Source organism: Halanaerobium sp. MA284_MarDTE_T2 (assembly GCF_003337245.1).
Taxonomy (GTDB): Bacteria; Bacillota; Halanaerobiia; order Halanaerobiales; family Halanaerobiaceae; genus QPJE01.
The window spans coordinates 1-17892 of record NZ_QPJE01000009.1 but is presented as its reverse complement, the minus strand read 5'-3'; the positions used below and the strand labels follow the sequence as shown (position 1 = coordinate 17892).

19 protein-coding genes and 1 pseudogene are annotated in these 17892 nt (G+C 36.7%); all 20 read left to right on the top strand.

Features of this window, described 5'->3' with window-relative positions; all coding sequences use genetic code 11:
* The first annotated feature begins 19 nt into the window (after positions 1-19).
* A complete protein-coding gene (locus DFR78_RS05780; RefSeq protein ID WP_114457894.1) occupies positions 20-1726 on the top strand; it encodes an outer membrane protein assembly factor in 1707 nt (568 codons plus the stop codon).
* Between the two features lie 144 nt (positions 1727-1870).
* Positions 1871-2362, top strand: a complete 492-nt coding sequence (locus DFR78_RS05775; RefSeq protein WP_114457893.1) for an OmpH family outer membrane protein — start codon at positions 1871-1873, stop codon at positions 2360-2362.
* 106 nt (positions 2363-2468) lie between these two features.
* Positions 2469-3362 (top strand): hypothetical protein, encoded by an 894-nt coding sequence (locus tag DFR78_RS05770; protein ID WP_114457892.1) that lies wholly within the window; start codon positions 2469-2471, stop codon positions 3360-3362.
* 43 nt (positions 3363-3405) lie between these two features.
* The gene (locus DFR78_RS05765) at positions 3406-3813 is read left to right on the top strand and encodes an OmpH family outer membrane protein (RefSeq protein WP_114457891.1); all 408 of its coding nucleotides are present in this window, start codon (positions 3406-3408) and stop codon (positions 3811-3813) included.
* A complete protein-coding gene (gene lpxD, locus DFR78_RS05760; RefSeq protein WP_233486993.1) occupies positions 3797-4861 on the top strand; it encodes a UDP-3-O-(3-hydroxymyristoyl)glucosamine N-acyltransferase in 1065 nt (354 codons plus the stop codon). Before DFR78_RS05765 ends, lpxD begins: the two co-directional genes overlap by 17 nt.
* An 82-nt stretch (positions 4862-4943) precedes the next feature.
* On the top strand, positions 4944-5810 hold the full coding sequence (lpxC, locus tag DFR78_RS05755) for a UDP-3-O-acyl-N-acetylglucosamine deacetylase (RefSeq protein WP_114457889.1): 867 nt from the start codon (positions 4944-4946) through the stop codon (positions 5808-5810).
* Entirely contained in the window at positions 5803-6252 is a 450-nt protein-coding gene (gene fabZ / locus DFR78_RS05750; protein WP_233486992.1) for a 3-hydroxyacyl-ACP dehydratase FabZ, read from the top strand. Before lpxC ends, fabZ begins: the two co-directional genes overlap by 8 nt.
* A gap of 20 nt (positions 6253-6272) precedes the next feature.
* Positions 6273-7085, top strand: coding sequence for an acyl-ACP--UDP-N-acetylglucosamine O-acyltransferase (lpxA, locus tag DFR78_RS05745; RefSeq protein WP_114457888.1), 813 nt, complete (start codon positions 6273-6275; stop codon positions 7083-7085).
* Positions 7086-7097: 12 nt separating this feature from the next.
* Positions 7098-7940 carry an LpxI family protein gene (locus tag DFR78_RS05740; RefSeq protein ID WP_114457887.1) on the top strand — a complete coding sequence of 281 codons (843 nt, stop codon included), beginning with the start codon at positions 7098-7100 and terminating at the stop codon, positions 7938-7940.
* The gene (gene lpxB, locus DFR78_RS05735) at positions 7928-9064 is read left to right on the top strand and encodes a lipid-A-disaccharide synthase (protein ID WP_114457886.1); all 1137 of its coding nucleotides are present in this window, start codon (positions 7928-7930) and stop codon (positions 9062-9064) included. The genes DFR78_RS05740 and lpxB overlap by 13 nt, the downstream gene beginning before the upstream one ends.
* Positions 9065-9067: 3 nt before the next feature.
* On the top strand, positions 9068-9646 hold the full coding sequence (gene lptC, locus DFR78_RS05730) for an LPS export ABC transporter periplasmic protein LptC (protein WP_114457885.1): 579 nt from the start codon (positions 9068-9070) through the stop codon (positions 9644-9646).
* Positions 9636-10265, top strand: a complete 630-nt coding sequence (locus DFR78_RS05725; protein WP_114457884.1) for an LptA/OstA family protein — start codon at positions 9636-9638, stop codon at positions 10263-10265. Before lptC ends, DFR78_RS05725 begins: the two co-directional genes overlap by 11 nt.
* A complete protein-coding gene (gene lptB / locus DFR78_RS05720) occupies positions 10255-10974 on the top strand; it encodes an LPS export ABC transporter ATP-binding protein (protein WP_114457883.1) in 720 nt (239 codons plus the stop codon). The genes DFR78_RS05725 and lptB overlap by 11 nt, the downstream gene beginning before the upstream one ends.
* Positions 10975-10990: 16 nt before the next feature.
* A complete protein-coding gene (locus tag DFR78_RS05715; protein ID WP_114457882.1) occupies positions 10991-12091 on the top strand; it encodes an LptF/LptG family permease in 1101 nt (366 codons plus the stop codon).
* An 18-nt stretch (positions 12092-12109) separates the two neighbouring features.
* Complete coding sequence (locus DFR78_RS05710) at positions 12110-13435, top strand: DUF3084 domain-containing protein (RefSeq protein WP_233486991.1); 1326 nt, start codon at positions 12110-12112, stop codon at positions 13433-13435.
* A gap of 1 nt (position 13436) precedes the next feature.
* Positions 13437-13874 (top strand): Holliday junction resolvase RuvX, encoded by a 438-nt coding sequence (gene ruvX / locus DFR78_RS05705; RefSeq protein WP_114457880.1) that lies wholly within the window; start codon positions 13437-13439, stop codon positions 13872-13874.
* Between the two features lie 85 nt (positions 13875-13959).
* The gene (locus tag DFR78_RS05700) at positions 13960-14583 is read left to right on the top strand and encodes a hypothetical protein (RefSeq protein WP_114457879.1); all 624 of its coding nucleotides are present in this window, start codon (positions 13960-13962) and stop codon (positions 14581-14583) included.
* 475 nt (positions 14584-15058) lie between these two features.
* The gene (locus DFR78_RS05695; RefSeq protein WP_114457878.1) at positions 15059-16066 is read left to right on the top strand and encodes a hypothetical protein; all 1008 of its coding nucleotides are present in this window, start codon (positions 15059-15061) and stop codon (positions 16064-16066) included.
* An 18-nt stretch (positions 16067-16084) separates the two neighbouring features.
* On the top strand, positions 16085-17017 hold the full coding sequence (locus tag DFR78_RS05690; protein WP_114457877.1) for a hypothetical protein: 933 nt from the start codon (positions 16085-16087) through the stop codon (positions 17015-17017).
* A 710-nt stretch (positions 17018-17727) separates the two neighbouring features.
* Positions 17728-17892, top strand: a pseudogene (locus tag DFR78_RS05685) (reverse transcriptase domain-containing protein); the annotation flags it as partial.

Below are 17892 nucleotides of genomic sequence, written 5' to 3'. Positions count from 1 at the left end.
TATATTTAGGAGGCAAATTATGAGGCATAACCATTATTTTAAGATATCTATGATGGCAGCACTTGTGCTGGCTCTAATGGTAGCTATAACACCATCTGTGGCTGCACAGTCACCTTTTGATGAAATAAAGAAAATTAGTGTTGAAGGTAATGAAAATATAAGTGAATTCGAAATTTTATCAAATGTTGTGACAGAAGTGGGAGATACACTTGATCAGGATCAACTGCGTAAAGATATGAGAGCAGTTTATGATATGGGCTATTTTTCTGATGTGAATATTACATTTGAAAACTATCAGAATGGACTGCATGTTATATTCGAAGTTGTAGAAAATCCGATTTTAAAGGAAATTAACTTCAGTGGATATGCGGATGTTTATTCAGAGGAAAAATTAAAAAAAATGCTGGACCTAAAAATGGGGACAGTACTTAATGTTAAGAAAATGAATGAAAATCTAAAAAAGATTCAGGAGAAAGCACAGGATAATGGATATATACTGTTCCGCTATACAGATGTAAGCATATCCAAAGAGGGGATTTTAAGTATTAAAATGAATCCCGGCTATATAAATGAAATAAAAATTGAAGGAAATACAAAGACAGATGATAGAGTAATCTTAAGAGAAATGCCTGTTGAATCAGGTGATATTGTAAATATTAAAGTTATACAGAAGGGATACCAAAAGCTATACAGGCTGGGATATTTTGATAAAATTAATCCAGAACTGGAGAGCGTTGACAGAGATAAAAATACGGTAAATCTTATTATAAAAGTTTCGGAAGGTAAAACAGGTCGCCTCAACTTTGGTGGCGGATACAGCTCAAAAGATGGCATGCTTGGTTTTGTAAATGTCAGTGAGAAAAATCTTTTTGGAAATGGACAGAATATAGGACTGAGGTGGCAGTTTGGTGATAACACAACTTATTCTTTGAACTTTTATGAACCATGGCTAATGAACACCAAATTATCTTTTGGCTTTAGTGTCTATGATGAAAATATTGAAAGTGAAGATATTGATGGTAATAATTATGAAGAAAATAATAAAGGTGGTAGTATTACCTTTGGCTATCCCATTACCGAAGAATGGAGAACTTCTATTAGATACCGACTGGAAGATACAGAAACGGTCTGGGAAGAAGAAGATCCGCTTGTCAATAGGGTAAATGAATCCGGTTCTATTAGCTCAATTAGACTGGCCTTTAATCGTGATACAACAGATCATCCGTTCAATCCAAGACATGGTGGTATTGATATGCTGTCTACAGAATATGCCGGTAATTTTCTCGGTGGAGATTATGATTTCACAAAATACAATCTGGAGATGAGGAGATTTTTCCCCGGTTTTAAAGGTAGACAGGCCTGGGCACTGAGAATGAAGGCAGGTTTGGGTTATGCTGATTCTGGAGAAATACCTTATTCCGAAAAATATAAACTTGGTGGGTCGGAATCACTCCGCGGTTATGAAAACAAATCATTTACAGGGGATAATATGCTGCTCTTTAATTTAGAGTACAGATTTCCGGTCAGTGATAACTTCAGTGGTGTAATATTTGCAGATGCAGGAAACGCCTGGGATGACAGAGATAATATTGATCTGGGAGACATGTTTTATGGTCAAGGTGTTGGTCTGAGGATGAATACACCTATTGGACAGCTGCGGCTTGATTACGGCTGGGATGAAGATGGAGATGGAATGCCTCATTTCAGTATAGGAAATACATTTTAGAATCTGCAGTCTGAATTAATTAAGACCGAGAACGATCTAAAGCTATAACAGCAGTATTTATTTTTTAAAAATAGGTGAACAGATTAAATGTACAAATAAATTAAATAGTCGATAATTCAGTAATCACAGGAGGTATTTTGAAATATGAAATGGGGAAAAAATGTATGGATAATAGTATTTGCTGTTATTCTGCTTATTGCAGCTGGTCTTTCTGCTTTAGTACCTGTAAAAAATATCTTTTTGGACAGTAAATATAAGGGAGAAATAGCATATGTTGATCTGGAAGCTGTATTTGATGCACACCCGTTCAGAAAAGAAGCAGAGAGTTTTCTCAATCAAAAAGCCTCTCAGCTGCAGCAGGAAATGGAGCAGAAGTCAGCTGATGTGGAAAGATCTAATCTGCAGAGTATGCTGAGGGAATATCAGCAGCAGCTTACAGATGTAGAATCAAAGCTGCTGTCAGATCTGCTTAAAGAAATAGACAGCTCAATAAAAGCTGTTGCTGAGCAAAACGAGGTCAAATTTGTACTGGAAAAGAGAAATGTTCTTTATGGAGGTTATGATCTGACAGATGAAGTAATAAAGTATATTGTAGACAATGATGAAAACAGAGCTGAAAGCAGTGAAGAGAATTAAGCTCTACAAAACCATCTTTTTGTTTTTCAGATAGTTTGGTCAGATGAGTTAAATTTTGCCGATTTAAGTTAAAAACCCAGCAAAAATATAGGTGGAGGTGGTGGAGATGAGAAATTTTGGAAAACATATGATTACTGTTAGATTTCTGACGGCCAGTATAATTGGACTCATCTTTGCCTTCCTGATAATATTTGTTTTCCCAGCTGTTGAAGAGGAGAGAATATATCTAAAAACACTGGAGATTGGTAAACCATCAGCACCTGAAACTTTAAATTCTGATGATCAATTTGCTCAACTTATGCAGAAAAAAGCAGAAGGAAAAGAAGTTCAGATTTTGATGAAAGATAGAGTTAAAAAGAGAAATTCTAAACTGATGCAGGCGGCTATAGACTCTGCTCTATCTGTTATTACAATAAATCATATAGAGAAAATCAGAGGCAAAAGAGAAGAATATGAGGCCCGCCTGAATGAATACAGAAATTTTCTTGCAGCAGATTATGAAGAACAGACAGCAGAGAAAGAAAAGGAGCTGGAAGAAAAACTGATGGAAGATTTAGAGGAGTTGAGGACAGAGCTGAAACAGAAATATAAAAGTCGTGACAGTCAGATTCTTTTAAACAACTATAATAAAATATTAAATTTGAGAATAAAAATTGAGGTTGTTGCTGAGGGTCAGGATGAGGTGGAGAGATTAAAAAGTGAACTTCAGAAAATAAGAGAAGAACAGAATGAGATTCTGGAGCAGAAAAACCAGAAATATAATCAGGAGATAGAAAAGAGAGCCAATGTCCTTATCAACAATTATAATCAGGATTTTTTGGAATTTCAGAAAAATATTAAAGCAGAACACAGCCGCCTACTTGCGGCACATGAGTCTAGACTGCAGAAAGAGCTCAATAATTTTATTGCAGAACAGAGGCGGTCTATGAATCTTAAAACAGAAGAAAAAGCCGAGTATTTAAATAAACTGGCTGAAAAATCTTTAAAAAAATATTTCTAAATTTTGATAGATAAATTTTTTTACAGACAGGAGTGAAATTATAATGTCCATTCGAAAAGCAGCGGCAATTTTTATAGCATTAACTGCTTTATTTTTGGGATTTTTTCTGGAAAAACCGGAACAAATAGCAGTAGTGGATTTAGAAAGAGTTTTAAATGAAAGTAGTTTTGCTTCTTCACTGCAGGATAAACTCAGCTTTGAAGGTAAAAAACTGCAGAACTCCAGTGGTGATGCAGAAGAAAAATATAAAAAGTTTATGGATCTTAAAAATGATATAGAAAATAAGATCAGCCGCAACATAGAAGAAAAGGTTAATACTATTGCCGAAAAAGAAAATTATAATGTGGTTTTATACAAAAGATTTATACACAGTGGTGGAATTGATATTACAGATCAACTTATTATGGAGCTTGATAAAAATTTAAGGGGGAAAGTTGAAGTTGAAAGTTAGCAGCAGTGAGTTAAAAAATTCAGAATATACCGCAGCCGAATTAGCAGATTATGTTGGCGGTAGAATAATAGGAGACAGGGATATTAGAGTAAATTCTGCCAGAGGGATAGATGAAGCAGAGAAAAACTCTATAACATTTGCCGATAACAAAAAGTTTTTTAAAAAAGCATTAAACTCAGCGGCAGATCTTATTATTGTGCCGGATGAAATGGAATTTAAAACAGAAAAAACGCTTCTTTTGACAGAAAATCCCCGCACCGCTTATGCAAAAATTGCTTCACTATTTTTTAAAACACCTTATAAAAATGGGAAAATATCCGGAAAAGCTGTTATAGCAGAAACAGCCTGTATTGGTAAAAATGTGTCGATTCATCCTGGTGTTTTTATTGGAGAAAATACTGTTATTGGTGAGGGTACTGTTATCGCTCCTGGAACAGTAATAGCTGAGAATGTAGAGATCGGCAGAAATTGTCTGCTTCACCCCACTGTTACTGTTGAGAGAGGAAGTATTATAGGAGATAATGTTACCATAGAGGCTTCTACAGTGATTGGCTCTGATGGTTATGGCTATGCAAGTGATTCTGAGGGACATCATAAAATCCCACAGCTTGGTAATGTTGTAATTGAATCTGAGGTTGAGATAGGAGCAAATGTTACCATTGATAGAGGCACCAGTGGTTCAACGATTGTAGGTAGAGGAACTAAAATAGATAATCTGGTCCAAATAGCCCATAATGTAAAAATAGGGCCAGAATGCTTAATTGTTGCTCAGGTAGGAATTTCTGGTAGTACAGTAATTAAAAAAAGAACAACACTTGCCGGCCAGGTTGGAGTAGTAGGACATATCACTCTGGCGGAAAAAACAACAGCAGCAGCCAGAAGCATGGTTACTTCAGATACCAAAAAAGGAGATTTTATATCAGGAGCTCCAGCCCAGAACCACAGACAGGAATTAAAAGAAAGAGCTTTACTCCGCAGGCTGCCAAATCTACAGGAAAGGGTAAAAAATCTGGAAAAAAAGCTGGCTGAACTGGAAAAAAACAATTAATTTAAATATTTTATTGAATTATAAAAGATATAAATATATAATATAATATTGAAAGGTTTCTTTTTTGAAAGGGATGAAGCATTTGTTTATAGAAAAAAACAGACAGCATACGATAAAAAATGAAATAGATTATAAAGGAATAGCACTTCATTCAGGTGCTGACGCATATATTAAGATAAAAGAAGCTCCGGCAGACAGCGGTATTATTTTTAGGAGAATGGATCTGCAGGGGAAGCCATATTTGAAGGTAAAACCTTCTTCAGTTGTAGATTCACGCAGATGTACAACTCTGGGGAGAAAAGATAAGACAGATGTGAGAATCAGTACTGTTGAACATCTGATGGCAGCAATTTGGGCATCAGATCTGGACAACCTTATGATAGAAGTTGATGGACCTGAAATACCTGTTGCAGATGGTAGTGCAGCACCATTTTTCGATCTTCTGCAGTCAGCAGGCAAAAAAGAACAGAAAAAAAATTTGTTTGTATTTTCTATAGATAGACCTTTGTTTGCCAGAAATGGTGGTTCCTATATTACAATTTTACCATATGATGGATTTAAAATATCATATACGCTGGATTATGATCATCCTGCTGTAGGGACAAGCTTTTTTGAATATGATAGTAAAAAAGATGATTTTAGAGATGATCTAAGCCGGGCCAGAACATTTGGTTTCGAAAGGGAGATAGAAAGACTGCATAAAAATGGACTTGCACTTGGTGGAAGCCTGGATAATGCTGTTTTGATTGGTAATGAAAAAGCGATAAATCCGATGCGTTTTAAAAATGAATTTGCCAGACATAAGGTTCTGGATATTGTGGGAGATATGGCTTTGAATGGACGAATAGAGGGGCATATAATTGCTGTTAAATCAGGTCACAGCCTGCATGTTGAATTGGCTGCACTGATAAGAGAAAAAATGATTGAGGAGGAGAAAAAAATTGGGTGATATAAACGAAATTATTGATATTAATAAAATACGTTCTATTCTGCCTCACCGTTATCCACTGCTTTTGGTAGATAAGATAGAAGAACTGCAGAAGGGAGAACACGTTGTAGGTATAAAAAATGTAACAATTAATGAAGAATTTTTTCTGGGTCATTATCCAGACCATCCCATTATGCCTGGAGTTTTAATAGTAGAGGCAATGGCACAGGTCGCTGGTGTTTTAATTTATTACAGTTTTGAAGATATGAAAGAGACATATCCCTATTTGACCGGTATAGATAAGGCCAAATTTAGAACAACAGTTGTACCTGGTGATAGATTGGTAATAAAAGTTGATGTAATGAGACTTCGCAGTAAAATTTCTAAAGTAAGAACTGAAGCATATGTTGAAGACAGGCTGGCTGCAGAAGCGGAACTAATGTTTGCTTTTGAAGCAGAATAGAGGAAAAGGAGGCGAAAGTATTGGCTGAAGCAGGGCAAAAAGCAAAACTACTCAGGCTGGGAAATATTCACGAAACAGCGGTAGTTGCACCAGGAGCAAAATTAGGAAAAAATGTAGAGATAGGACCATATTCTATTATTGGAGAACATGTAGAGATAGGTGATAACACTGTAATAGGACCACATGTAGTTATTGATGGATGGACAACGCTAGGAAAAGATAACAAGATTTTTCATGGAGCTTCAATAGGACTGGAACCCCAGGATCTAAAATTTGATGGGGAAAAAAGCTATCTCTTTATTGGTGATAAAAATGTGATAAGAGAAAATGTGACCATTCACCGGGGGACTGCTGAAGGTGGTGGGGAGACAAGAATTGGAAATGATAATTTAATTATGGCCTACTGTCATGTTGCCCATGACTGCCAGTTAGGAAATCATATTATAATGTCTAATGCCACCAATCTGGCAGGACATGTTATCATAGAAGATAATGTAGTAATTTCTGGTATGGTAGGAGTTCATCAGTTTGTGAGAATTGGAAAAATGAGTATGACAGGTGCACATTCCAAAGTTGTAAAAGATGTGCCTCCATATGTACTTGTAGATGGTCATCCAGCTGGAGTAAATGGTATCAATGTAGTAGGACTGCGCAGAAATGGGGTAACACCTGCACTGAGGAGAGAAATCAAAAAAGCCTACAAAATTTTGTATAGATCAAAACTAAATATAGATGAAGCAATTAAAAAGATGGATCAGGAGCTTGATGCAAGTGAAGAAATAGAACATTTTTTGAGATTTTTGAGAAATGTACAGCGCGGTATCTGTCGTTAGGATGATAAAAATATGGAAAAAATAGCACTGATAGCAGGCTGGGGAGAACTTCCTGCTGTGTGGGCAGAAAGAGCAACTAAAGCAGGGCTGGACATAGCTGTATTTACACTTGCTGAAGAAGAGACAGTATCCTTTGCTGACCTATCATTAGAAACAGTAAGTATAAATATCGGCCATATTGATAAGCTGATCGGACTCATTCATAATAATAATATCAAAAAAGTTCTAATGATTGGTAAGGTGAGGAAATCGCATCTTTTTAGCGGTATCAGTCTGGATGACAGAATGAAGGTTATTTTGTCCGAACTTGAAGATTACAATGATGATACAATAATGAGGGCAGTTGTTGAAGAATTCATAAAAGAAGGAATTGATGTATTACCACAGTCATATCTGTTGGAAGATATGCTGCCTGAAGCAGGTCTTATTACTTCAGAAAAGCCTGATTTTAGAGTCGCTGCCGATATGGAATATGGATTAAACATGGCCCATAATTTGGGTAGGCTGGATATCGGCCAGACTGTTCTTGTTAAAGATAAAGCAGTTATGGCTGTTGAAGCTATTGAAGGAACAGATGAAGCCATCAAAAGAGCTGCTAAATTCGGCGGCAGAGGAATAGTAATGGCAAAAGCAAGCAAACCACAGCAGGATATCAGAGTTGATATACCGACTGTTGGTTTAAAAACACTCAATCTGCTGCTTGAAGCAGGGGCAGATGGACTGATAATTGAAGCAGGAAAAACCTTTCTGCTTGATAAAGAAGAATTTTGCCTAAGGGCAGAAAAAGGTGGTCTTAAAGTAGTGGCCGCTTCTTTTACAGAAGAAGGTGAACTGATAATACCATGGGGAGAGTAATGGTATCTGCCGGTGAAGTATCTGGAGATATGCATGCGGCAGAGGTAGTGAAAAAAATATCGGATATAGTCCCGGACAGTGAATTTTTTGGTATGGGATCTACCCGACTTAGAGAAGCTGGAGCAGAAATTATTATAGATCCTACTGAAGTAAGCACAATTGGATATATGGAGGCAGTAAAGAATTTAAAGACCCATCTAAAAAATTTAAAAACGATGAAAAATTTGATTAAAGAAAGAAAACCGGATGTAGTATTTCTGGTTGACTATTCATTTTTTAATATGAGAATGGCAAAAGCCTGCAGCAAATTTGGTGTACCAGCTGTTGATTATTTCCCACCAACTGCCTGGATTTATCGCAAAAAAAGGGCAGATAAAATGGCAGCATATGGAACCGAAATTGCTGCTGTTTTTCCTATGGAGAGGGATGTTTACGAAAAAGCAGGGGCAGAAGTTACTTTTGTCGGCCATCCACTGATAGATATGGTTAAAGTGGATGAAAGCAGAAAAGAGATCAGAGCTGAACTCAGCTGTGCAGAAGATGAGTTTTTAATTGGCATTCTTCCCGGAAGTAGAAAATCGGAAATAGATAGACTGCTTTGTAAAATGATTAAATCAGCAGAAAAGCTAAAAAAAACATATGATAGAGTTAATTTTGTTATTGCAGCAGCTGATAGAGCTGCTGAAGAGATGATAGAGAAATATCAAATGGAAGCAGGTTCCAATATTAAAACTGTAAAAGACTACAGCTATCAGATCATGAAAGGGGCGGATTTTATTATAACTGCTTCTGGAACGGCAACTGTTGAAGCAGCTGTTTTAAATACTCCCATGATAATCTGCTATCAGACTGGTAAAACTTCTTACTGGCTGGGAAAGAAAGTTTTTAAAATTGACCATATTGGCATGCCGAACATTATTGCCGGCTATGAGCTGCTGCCAGAATTTGTACAGGAAGATTTTACGGTAAATAATATTTACAGTAAAGCTGCTGAGTTTATAGAAAGTCCCGACAAATTAGATAAGATATGTGATGGACTTAAAAAAGTAAGAAAGAAGCTCGGTGGTGGAGGTGCTGTTGAGCGGACAGCTGAACTGGTTGTCAAAAAAGGGGGCCTTAAATAACAGTTGAAAAACAGCAGATTTATTTTAGCCATAATTTTGATTTTAATTACTGTTTTTGGTATTTATTTCAGCTTAAGGCAGGATCCTATGAGCAGTCAGCCCGAAATAGAAAAGGAAGCGGAAAAACCACAGCAGCAGCTGGCAGAAGTTTTTTTTACAGTATATGACAGTGATGAAAGTCACCGCCTTGAACTGCAGACAGAAGATCTAAAAAATTACAGTCAAAAAAAACTTATGGAGCTGAAACCTGTTCATGTTGAGGTATATAATGATGATACAGGGGAACTCCTTTATATTATGGATGGTGAAAGCGGAGTTTATTATACTGATAATAAAATTTTAAATATTAAGGGTCCGGTGGACTTTGATAGAAATAAGTATACTATTTACTGTATGGAAATAGTATATGATCTTAAAGAAGATATTTTAAAAGGAAAAAAAGATGTTGAAATCTACGGTCCAAACTTTGTAGGGAAGGGACACAGATTTAAGTCTGATCTGAATATTGAAGATCTTGAACTGTTCCGCAGTAAAGAGAAAAAAGCGGTAATAAATTTTAAGGAGAGCAGAAATGAAGAATAAATGCCTGATCATCTTATTTACATTTTTAATAATGACAGCTGCTGTTTTTTCAGTATCGGCAGAAAGAGAACTCAGCGGAGATAAGCTGGACTTTATACCTACTGGTGAAGGCTATTCTTTTACTGCAGTTGGTAATGTGGAATTAATTTATGATGATATCACTCTTAGATCTGTCGGCAGAGGGAGCTATGATCAGACCACAGGTGATATTCATTTTGAAGATGAAGTAGAACTCTTTTATCTTGATTATGAGGCTTATTCAGATCTGCTTTATGGTAATATAGAACAAGAAGTATTTCATCTGAGAGAAAATCCGGAAATTTTGGGACCTGATTCACATCTAAAAGGTGATAAAATAGATGTCTACAGAGCTGAACAAAAGATAGAAGTAAGGGAAAACACCTATCTGGATTATCAAAATCTGCAGGCCTATTCGGAAAAGATAGATTATTATATGGATAGAGAAATAATTATACTCGAAGGTAATGTAGAAGGTACCAGAAATGGCCAGAAATTTTCTGCAGAAAAAGTGACTGTTGACCTGGTAGAAGAAAAAGTTAATATGGAAGGACAGGCCACAGTGGTCTTTCCTCAGGAGGAAAAATCAGATGGCAGTTAAAGCAGAAGGTCTGGTTAAAGAATACAACAAAGAAAAAGTGGTTAATGAGGTGAATATAGACCTTAAAAGAGGAGAAATAGTAGGATTGTTGGGACCAAATGGTGCTGGTAAGACAACAACTTTTTATATGATTCTGGGTCTGATTGTGCCAGATGCAGGGGAAGTTTTTTTTGATGACAAAAAAATTTCTCATCTGCCGGTATACAAAAGAGCCCGTCTTGGTATAGGTTATCTGCCGCAGGAAAGCTCCATTTTCCGCAAAATGACCGTAGAAAATAATATAAAAGCCATTCTTGAATATCAGGATGTTTCTGAACAATTAATAGAAGAAATGACAGATGAGCTGCTGGATGAGCTGCATATTAAAAACTTAAAAAATAGAAAAGGATTTCAACTTTCCGGTGGAGAACGGCGCAGGGTAGAAATTGCCAGAGCTCTGGCAGCTGAACCGTCATTTATACTTCTTGATGAACCTTTTGCAGGGATAGATCCAATTGCTGTTAATGACATTCAGGCTATAATAAACTACCTCAAAGAAAGGGGTCTGGGAGTGCTGATTACAGATCATAATGTGCGGGAAACACTTTCTATCACTGACCGCTCCTATATTATGTATCAGGGAAAAATACTCCTTTCCGGCAGTTCGCAGGAAATTGCAGAAAGTGAGCTGGCAAGAAAATTTTATCTGGGTAATAATTTTACTATATAGAGTGAGGTGCATGTTCTTGAAAATAATTAACAAATACATCTATAAAGAACTGATTGCACCTTTTTTCTTTGGTGTGGCAGCTTTTACAGGAATTTTTGTGGGAACCAATCTTATTTTTGACTTAACAGAATATCATACAAAATGGGGTGTTGATACACTTACTCTTATACAGTTATTTTTTTTGAGTCTGCCGGAAATTATTGTACTTACCTTCCCCATGGCAGCCCTGCTTGGTACAATAATGGCTTTTAACCGTCTTTCTGGAGATAGTGAAATAACAGCTATGAGGAGTGGTGGTATCAGTATTTTTACACTTATACTGCCGGCTTTGATAATGGGACTTGTAACAAGTGCTTTTACAATTGGTATTACAGAATTTGTGGTGCCAGGTGCAAATTACCGGGTAGAACAGATTATATATGAATTCAAACATGGAGAAAAACGGCCGGAAACACAATATGATCTTTTTTTAACTCCACTTGATAATGAAAGCGGCAGACCTGATTATATTCTTTATGCACATAAATTTGATTCTGATAATGGAACTATGAGCGATGTTGTTGTACAGAGTTTTGATAATGGCAGTCCGCAGAGTGTCCTCAAAGCCGATAGTGCTGTCTGGCTGGAAAATGGCTGGAACTTCAAAAATGGTATAATATATTTTTTGGATAAAGAAAATAGATCTCCAGCTCTGATGTTTACAGAATATAGGCTGGAAGAGGCTATTCATACACCGGTGGAAGTTTCCAAATTAGGTAAAAGAATAGATGATATGAATATTAGAGAACTTAAGGAATATATTGATCTGCAGCAGCAGCAGGGAAAGGAAGCCTATGAAGAAAGAGTGAAGTGGCATCAGAGATTTGCCATTCCTATGGCCAGCTTTATATTTGCACTGCTGGCAGCTCCACTGGGAATTCAGCCACAGCGTTCTGGTGGTTCTGCAACAGGATTTGGAATAAGTATTATCATTATTTTTATTTATTACAGTTTGATGACAGTGGGAGATGCTCTCGGAAGTCAGGGAACTATTCCACCATGGTTTGGGGCCTGGCTTCAGAATATTGTAATTTTCCTACTTGGCACTTATATGATTTACAGAACAGCCAGAACTTAAATGAGGAGGTGGAGGCTGGTGAATGGTATATTAATTTTAGTCCTTGTTACTTTTCTGAGTGGACTGATAGCCTATCTGGGCGACAGAATAGGTATGAAGATGGGGAAAAAACGCGTTTCACTTTTTGGTCTCCGCCCGCGCTATTCATCTATAATTATTACTATTGTTACCGGAATTTTAATCGCACTTATATCTGTAACTATACTGCTTTCGGTTTATTCAGAATTGAGACAGGCATTATTTAATATTAATGATGTTTTATACAGGCTCGAATATCTAAACAAAGAGCTTGCAGAAAGAGATAGTGAGCTCAGCTCTCTAAAAAGTGAAATAGAAAAAAGACAGCAGGAAATAAATAAGAAAAATGCCCTTATAGAAAAAAAAGATCAGGAAATACAGCAGAAAGATAAGGAAATTAAGGCAAGTGAAAAAGAACTTAATCAACTGGAAAAACAGCGCAATGAGCTTCAGGCAAAACTGGAAAATCTGCAGCAGGAGCTGAAAGAAGCCAACAGCAATTTACAAACGGCAGCAGCTGAGATAAAAGAGCTGGAGGCAAACAGAGATGACCTCAAAAAAAGAGTATCAGAGCTGGATACACAGCGGAAAGGTCTGGAGGAAAAAGTAGCTGATCTTCAGGAGCAGATAAATAATTTAACAGCTAATTATGAAGAGCTAAAAGAACTGGCAGGCCAGCTTCAGGCAGGTGTCATTTACTATATGGGTGAGGAGATGGTCTATCAAAAAGGTGATATTATCTATACCGATGTCATGGAAGGTGGGCGCAGTGAACAGGAGACAATTTCTGCTCTGAATAAATATCTGCAGGAAGCAAATAAGGTTGCAAAACAGAAGGATATTGAGATAAATGAAGAGACAGGTATGGCTCTCAGACTGCAGACAGAGGATATTTTAAATGCAGCGAGAATTATATATAATATGGATCCAGGCAGCAGGGTAATAGTAAGTCTGGTAGCCAGAGTCAATGTTCCCAAAAACGATTGGCTTTATGCCAATTTTCTCCTTAATGAGGATTTTATAGTCTTCGAAAAAAATGAGCTTATTGTGAGCAGGGAGATTGATGCAGATCAGTCACCAGACCAGATAGAAGCAGAACTTGAAGCTCTGCTGGATAAGGTTAACAACAAGGCTATAAACCAGGGCCTTCTGCCAAATAATTCCGGACAGGTTGGCAGTATAAACTTCAGCTACTTTTATGAAATATTAAATAAAATCAAGTCAATGTCTGGTAGGGTAGAAGTCAGCATCAGAGCTGCAGAGGATATCTGGAGAGTAGATAGGCTGACAAACAATTTGGACTTTAATATTAAGGAGATCGACTGAGATGAATAAACAGATTATAGCTGTTGATCCCGGTAAAGATAAGGTTGGAGTTGCTGTTGTTGACAGTACTACAGGTGTAAAAGAGCAGTTGATAATTCCAGCCGACAGATTGAGTCAGCATTTAAAGGCGATTTTTAAACACTACCGAATAGATGAGATAGTGCTGGGAAATGGGACAGAGGCAGAAAAAATAGAAAAAAAGATAAGCAATATAAAAAAAGATATAAAAATTCATATAATAGATGAAAGTTCTACCACAGAAGAAGCAGAAGCAAGGTATATTAAAGAAAAGCCCAAGTCCAGGCTGGAGAAACTGCTGCACAAATTTGTTTCTTGGCGGCCCAAAACACCCGTAGATGACTATGCAGCGGTGATAATTGCAGAAAAATATCTTGCAAAACTTGACAAGCAAAAGAAAAATGATTACAATAACAAATAAGATAAGAACCCCGGGGGATTTCCCTCGGGGTTTTTTGTGTGTAAAATAATAAAATGGTAAATTAAACTAAAGGAGGAAATTCTAAGTGAAGTGTTCAATTGTTTTATTGATTATGGTTATGTTGTTTATTGGGAGTTTTGCAGTGACAGTACAGGCAGAAAGTGACTGGGAAATGACAGGTGGATTGGCTATTACAAATACCACCCTCGATGTTTGGAATGAATCTATTGATAATTTAAATAAAGTTTTAAATAAGGGTGTCAATACAGAAGAAATGGATAACATAGAAAAAGTTCCAATGTTATTTTTAGGTGGAAGAAAAAATATTAATGAAAAATGGACGACAGAGATTAGATATGAATATATTTTTGGTACAGTAGAGGGAGAAGCGATAATGCAGAGTCCTTCATCAAGAAAACTACAGAAACATGGTGGAGAAATAGATGTTAAATTGCATGGAATAGTTGGTATGGCAGATTATAAACTTAATGAGAACTGGACTATTGGTGGAGGAATAGGGGTATATAATGGCAGCAAAACAAAGGATTTTGAAGGTGATATTTTAGTAAATAATTTACTGGCCGTTGACCCTGTAAATGATCATAATCCGACTCCAAATCATGAGAAATATGACCTGGATGGAATAAGCTACAGATTTGGTGTTGGTTATGAAAAAGAGATTACTGCAAACTGGGGCTTTAATGGATGAAGAAGAAGGTAATGTGTACAGTAATGGTTTTTCCTATAATCTGGGATTAGTTTATAACTTTTAATTTAAATCAAATTACTTAAACTTAATATATCACATTAAGATGGTGTTGATTATATCAATATAATCTGTGATAATTTTGGCGAAAGAACTGCATCAATAGATGGTGTCCGGCTTAAAGCCAGTATAGTTATAGATTTTATTAAAAGAAAACCCGATGGGCTTGTCTGCCCTCACAGATGAATAGTGCCTAATTTTGAAGTAATTAAATATGATTCTCCCACAAAAAGGTTATTTGCGTCTCTACTCATTAAGATTGATTAACGAAAAATGCCTAATGTTCCGCAAATACCCTTTTTGTGGACACATCAAATATTACTTTAAAATTATTCTTTTGTACTATTCTCTGGATAATTTTGTCCTTTTCTGTTATAATTAATATGTACAAATATGTATTAAATGGAGGTGGGGAGAGATGAAAAAAACAGTTATATTTATGCTGATTATAATGCTGCTGAGCTTTTCTTCTTGTGTATTAGCTGAAAATATTGAAAAACTTGATAAAGCTGCTGAAAAGAATTTAAAAACTCTCGACCTGCCTGATGAAGAAGATAAAATTTTTTCGGATAAAGGAAGAAAAGAGCTGCTTGGTATTGCATCTATGTTTGACAGTAATATAAATGTGGATGAAATAGAAGTTGAAACTGAACCGTTTGATCTGACAGGAGAAAACATGAGCAGAACTATGAAAGAAGGGCTAAATCTTCTTCCTAACCTTATGCTGGATGCAGATTATAGTGAAGAGATTGATGATGATAATAAACTTGAAACTCAAACAGACCTTAATATTCAATATACAGTTAATTCCCATACATTGATAAGAGCTGGATATTCTCTGGCCAGTCGGGAATGGTGGGATGTAAATGGTATTACAATGCCGGAATCAGGCAGTCTTGATATAGAGCAGACAGCTTTTGAGCCTTTAGAAAGAAGTATAACCGAGAGTGAACCACCACTGGGGAATAAAACTGCGGTTTACAATGAAGAATTAAACAGGAAGCAGAGTCTGGGTATTGCCTATCAGACAAATGATAGAATAACTGTTTCTGCTGATTATATACGCAACAATGAATTTGAAGACTATTTAGGCAGTTCCACCATATTTGGTGTAAGTTTTACAGATGACCTGGGAGCGATAAGGGCTAACTTTCAGCTGGATACAGCCAATAATGTAAAACAGCAGATAACAGGTATTGAACTTGATTTTAAGGATCTAGCAACTTTTAGTGCATCATATAAGCTGCTTGATCCAGCTCAGATAGAATCTGCACTAAATACACAAAAAAGCTCCTGGAATATTGGTCTGGGTGTTAATTTAAATGAAGCGGCTAAAGTTTCTCTTGGGTATGAGGTAACAGAAAGTGAAGATGAATCTGAAGAAAATGAATCCAATATTAAGGCAGCATTTGAAATTAAATTTTAATAGGGAAGGTGAAGTTATTTGAATTTTTTCAGACAGTCATTTTTTGTTGTATTTTTAATTTTTGTATTAAGTTTTGTAACTGCTGTCTCCTCGACTGCAGCCACAGGTATAATTCCTTTAGAACAAATTGGAGAAGTAGAAAAACTTCTCTATGGTAGTCCTCAGAATATACCGATGGTGAAGAGAATAGCAGATATTGAGCAGACAGTTTATAGTGAAAAACAGTCGGGTTCTATTGTAGAAAGAGCAGAAAAGATTATAAATGATGTGATGATAAGTTCAGAAGGTGAGCCATCACTCCTCTTTTTACTCAATACAGTTGGCTGGTCTTTAAACGGCAGAGTGGGAAGAGGTACAATTGTAGAGCGGCTGGAAAATCTGGAGATGATGATAACCGGTACAAAAGGTGAAGGTCCACTCTGGGACAGAATAAAAAATTTATATAAGGTGAGTATAAGTGGTAAAGAAATACCGGTTAAAAAGGTAACTATTCCTGATGATCAGCTGATAAGAATAAAACTGCTCGAAAGTATAGACTCTGGTCAGTCTTATACAGGTCAGCTTATTCCCTATGAAGTAGTTAATGATATTACTATAGAAGACAGCCTGGTAATTCCATCTGGCATGAAAGGATATCTGAAGGTATCTGATATAAAATCCGCCGGTAAAATGGGTAAAGATGGTGATATTAAAATAAGTTTTAAAAAACTTATGCAGCTGGATGGAAATTATCTTTCTGTTGAATTAAATGAAGAGGCACAGGAAGAGAATAAATCACAAAAGCTTGCTATTGGAGCTAGTCTGCTGGGAACAGCACTCTTTGGACTTCCCGGTGTAGTTGCCGGTTATTTTGTAGAAGGTGAAGAAGAAAAAATTCCAGCTGGTTCGGAATTTTATATACAGAGCAACGGCAGCCAGGAAGCATTTGGCCTCCTCGTAAATAATGACTAGACAAAAAACCTGTCCGGGGAAACTGCGGGCAGGTTTGTTTTTTGTGTGCTCCGTAAATTATTCTGATAATAGGTGAAAGTCCTATCTATGTTGTGGCATGTATCATGTAGAAGTCAACAGTGACAGGGTGTTCACCGTGAGGTGGAATCTGAAGAGTCTGAGACGTGCTGTTAGTCCAAAACATTATGTGAACCAGAGGTGGCATCTGTAAATGGCGATTCGCCAAAAAATCGAAGAAGCTCAATGCCGGCATAACAACCATGCAATCTAGGCTGGATTTGCAGATGTGATTAGGGTTGGAATGACAGAAAGATGGAATAATTGACCGGAGGAGTTCTGTATTTGTCTAAAACTAAAACTAGTTTTAGTAAGTCGCGGTATAACCTGAACGGGAAAACCAAGATAAAGTAGATACAGAGTTCAGATGGCGTCAATAGTAGCTATGATGACTGGTCCTTAGATAACAGGGTGACCTGCAGGAGGATAAAGCCAGTTTAGCAAAGGACAGCCAGCGCAGTCGAAGTTGAAGATAATACAGGAGTGGTAGACAGATTTTAATGGTTTAAACACTGCTTAAAGCAGTGGGTCAGGCTGGTAGCCGGAGGGAGAAATCTAATCTCAAAGGTGATAGGTCAGAAACACCATAACCTCAGTAGTAATATGTCAGAGGGGGCGATTGGTGATAACCTAAAACGTGGCTGATAATATAGGGTGGCGTAATATCGCCACTGCTGGCAAATATCTTTCTGCATGAGTTCGATAAAGTAATGACAGAAAGAGGGTATAAACTGGTGCGATTTGCTGATGATTTTGTGGTAATGACGAAATCAAAAAGGAAAGCTAAAAGAGCTTATGAAGTAGTTAAAGAAATTATT

What these genes read in the sequence shown, in the direction of transcription:
- ruvX (WP_114457880.1), top strand. Translation starts at nt 13,437, where the DNA reads ATGAATAAACAGATTATAGCTGTTGATCCCGGTAAAGATAAGGTTGGA.
- DFR78_RS05740 (WP_114457887.1), top strand. Translation starts at nt 7,098, where the DNA reads ATGGAAAAAATAGCACTGATAGCAGGCTGGGGAGAACTTCCTGCTGTG.
- DFR78_RS05765 (WP_114457891.1), top strand. Translation starts at nt 3,406, where the DNA reads ATGTCCATTCGAAAAGCAGCGGCAATTTTTATAGCATTAACTGCTTTA.
- DFR78_RS05695 (WP_114457878.1), top strand. Translation starts at nt 15,059, where the DNA reads ATGAAAAAAACAGTTATATTTATGCTGATTATAATGCTGCTGAGCTTT.
- lptB (WP_114457883.1), top strand. Translation starts at nt 10,255, where the DNA reads ATGGCAGTTAAAGCAGAAGGTCTGGTTAAAGAATACAACAAAGAAAAA.
- DFR78_RS05770 (WP_114457892.1), top strand. Translation starts at nt 2,469, where the DNA reads ATGAGAAATTTTGGAAAACATATGATTACTGTTAGATTTCTGACGGCC.
- DFR78_RS05780 (WP_114457894.1), top strand. Translation starts at nt 20, where the DNA reads ATGAGGCATAACCATTATTTTAAGATATCTATGATGGCAGCACTTGTG.
- DFR78_RS05775 (WP_114457893.1), top strand. Translation starts at nt 1,871, where the DNA reads ATGAAATGGGGAAAAAATGTATGGATAATAGTATTTGCTGTTATTCTG.
- lpxB (WP_114457886.1), top strand. Translation starts at nt 7,928, where the DNA reads ATGGGGAGAGTAATGGTATCTGCCGGTGAAGTATCTGGAGATATGCAT.
- DFR78_RS05725 (WP_114457884.1), top strand. Translation starts at nt 9,636, where the DNA reads ATGAAGAATAAATGCCTGATCATCTTATTTACATTTTTAATAATGACA.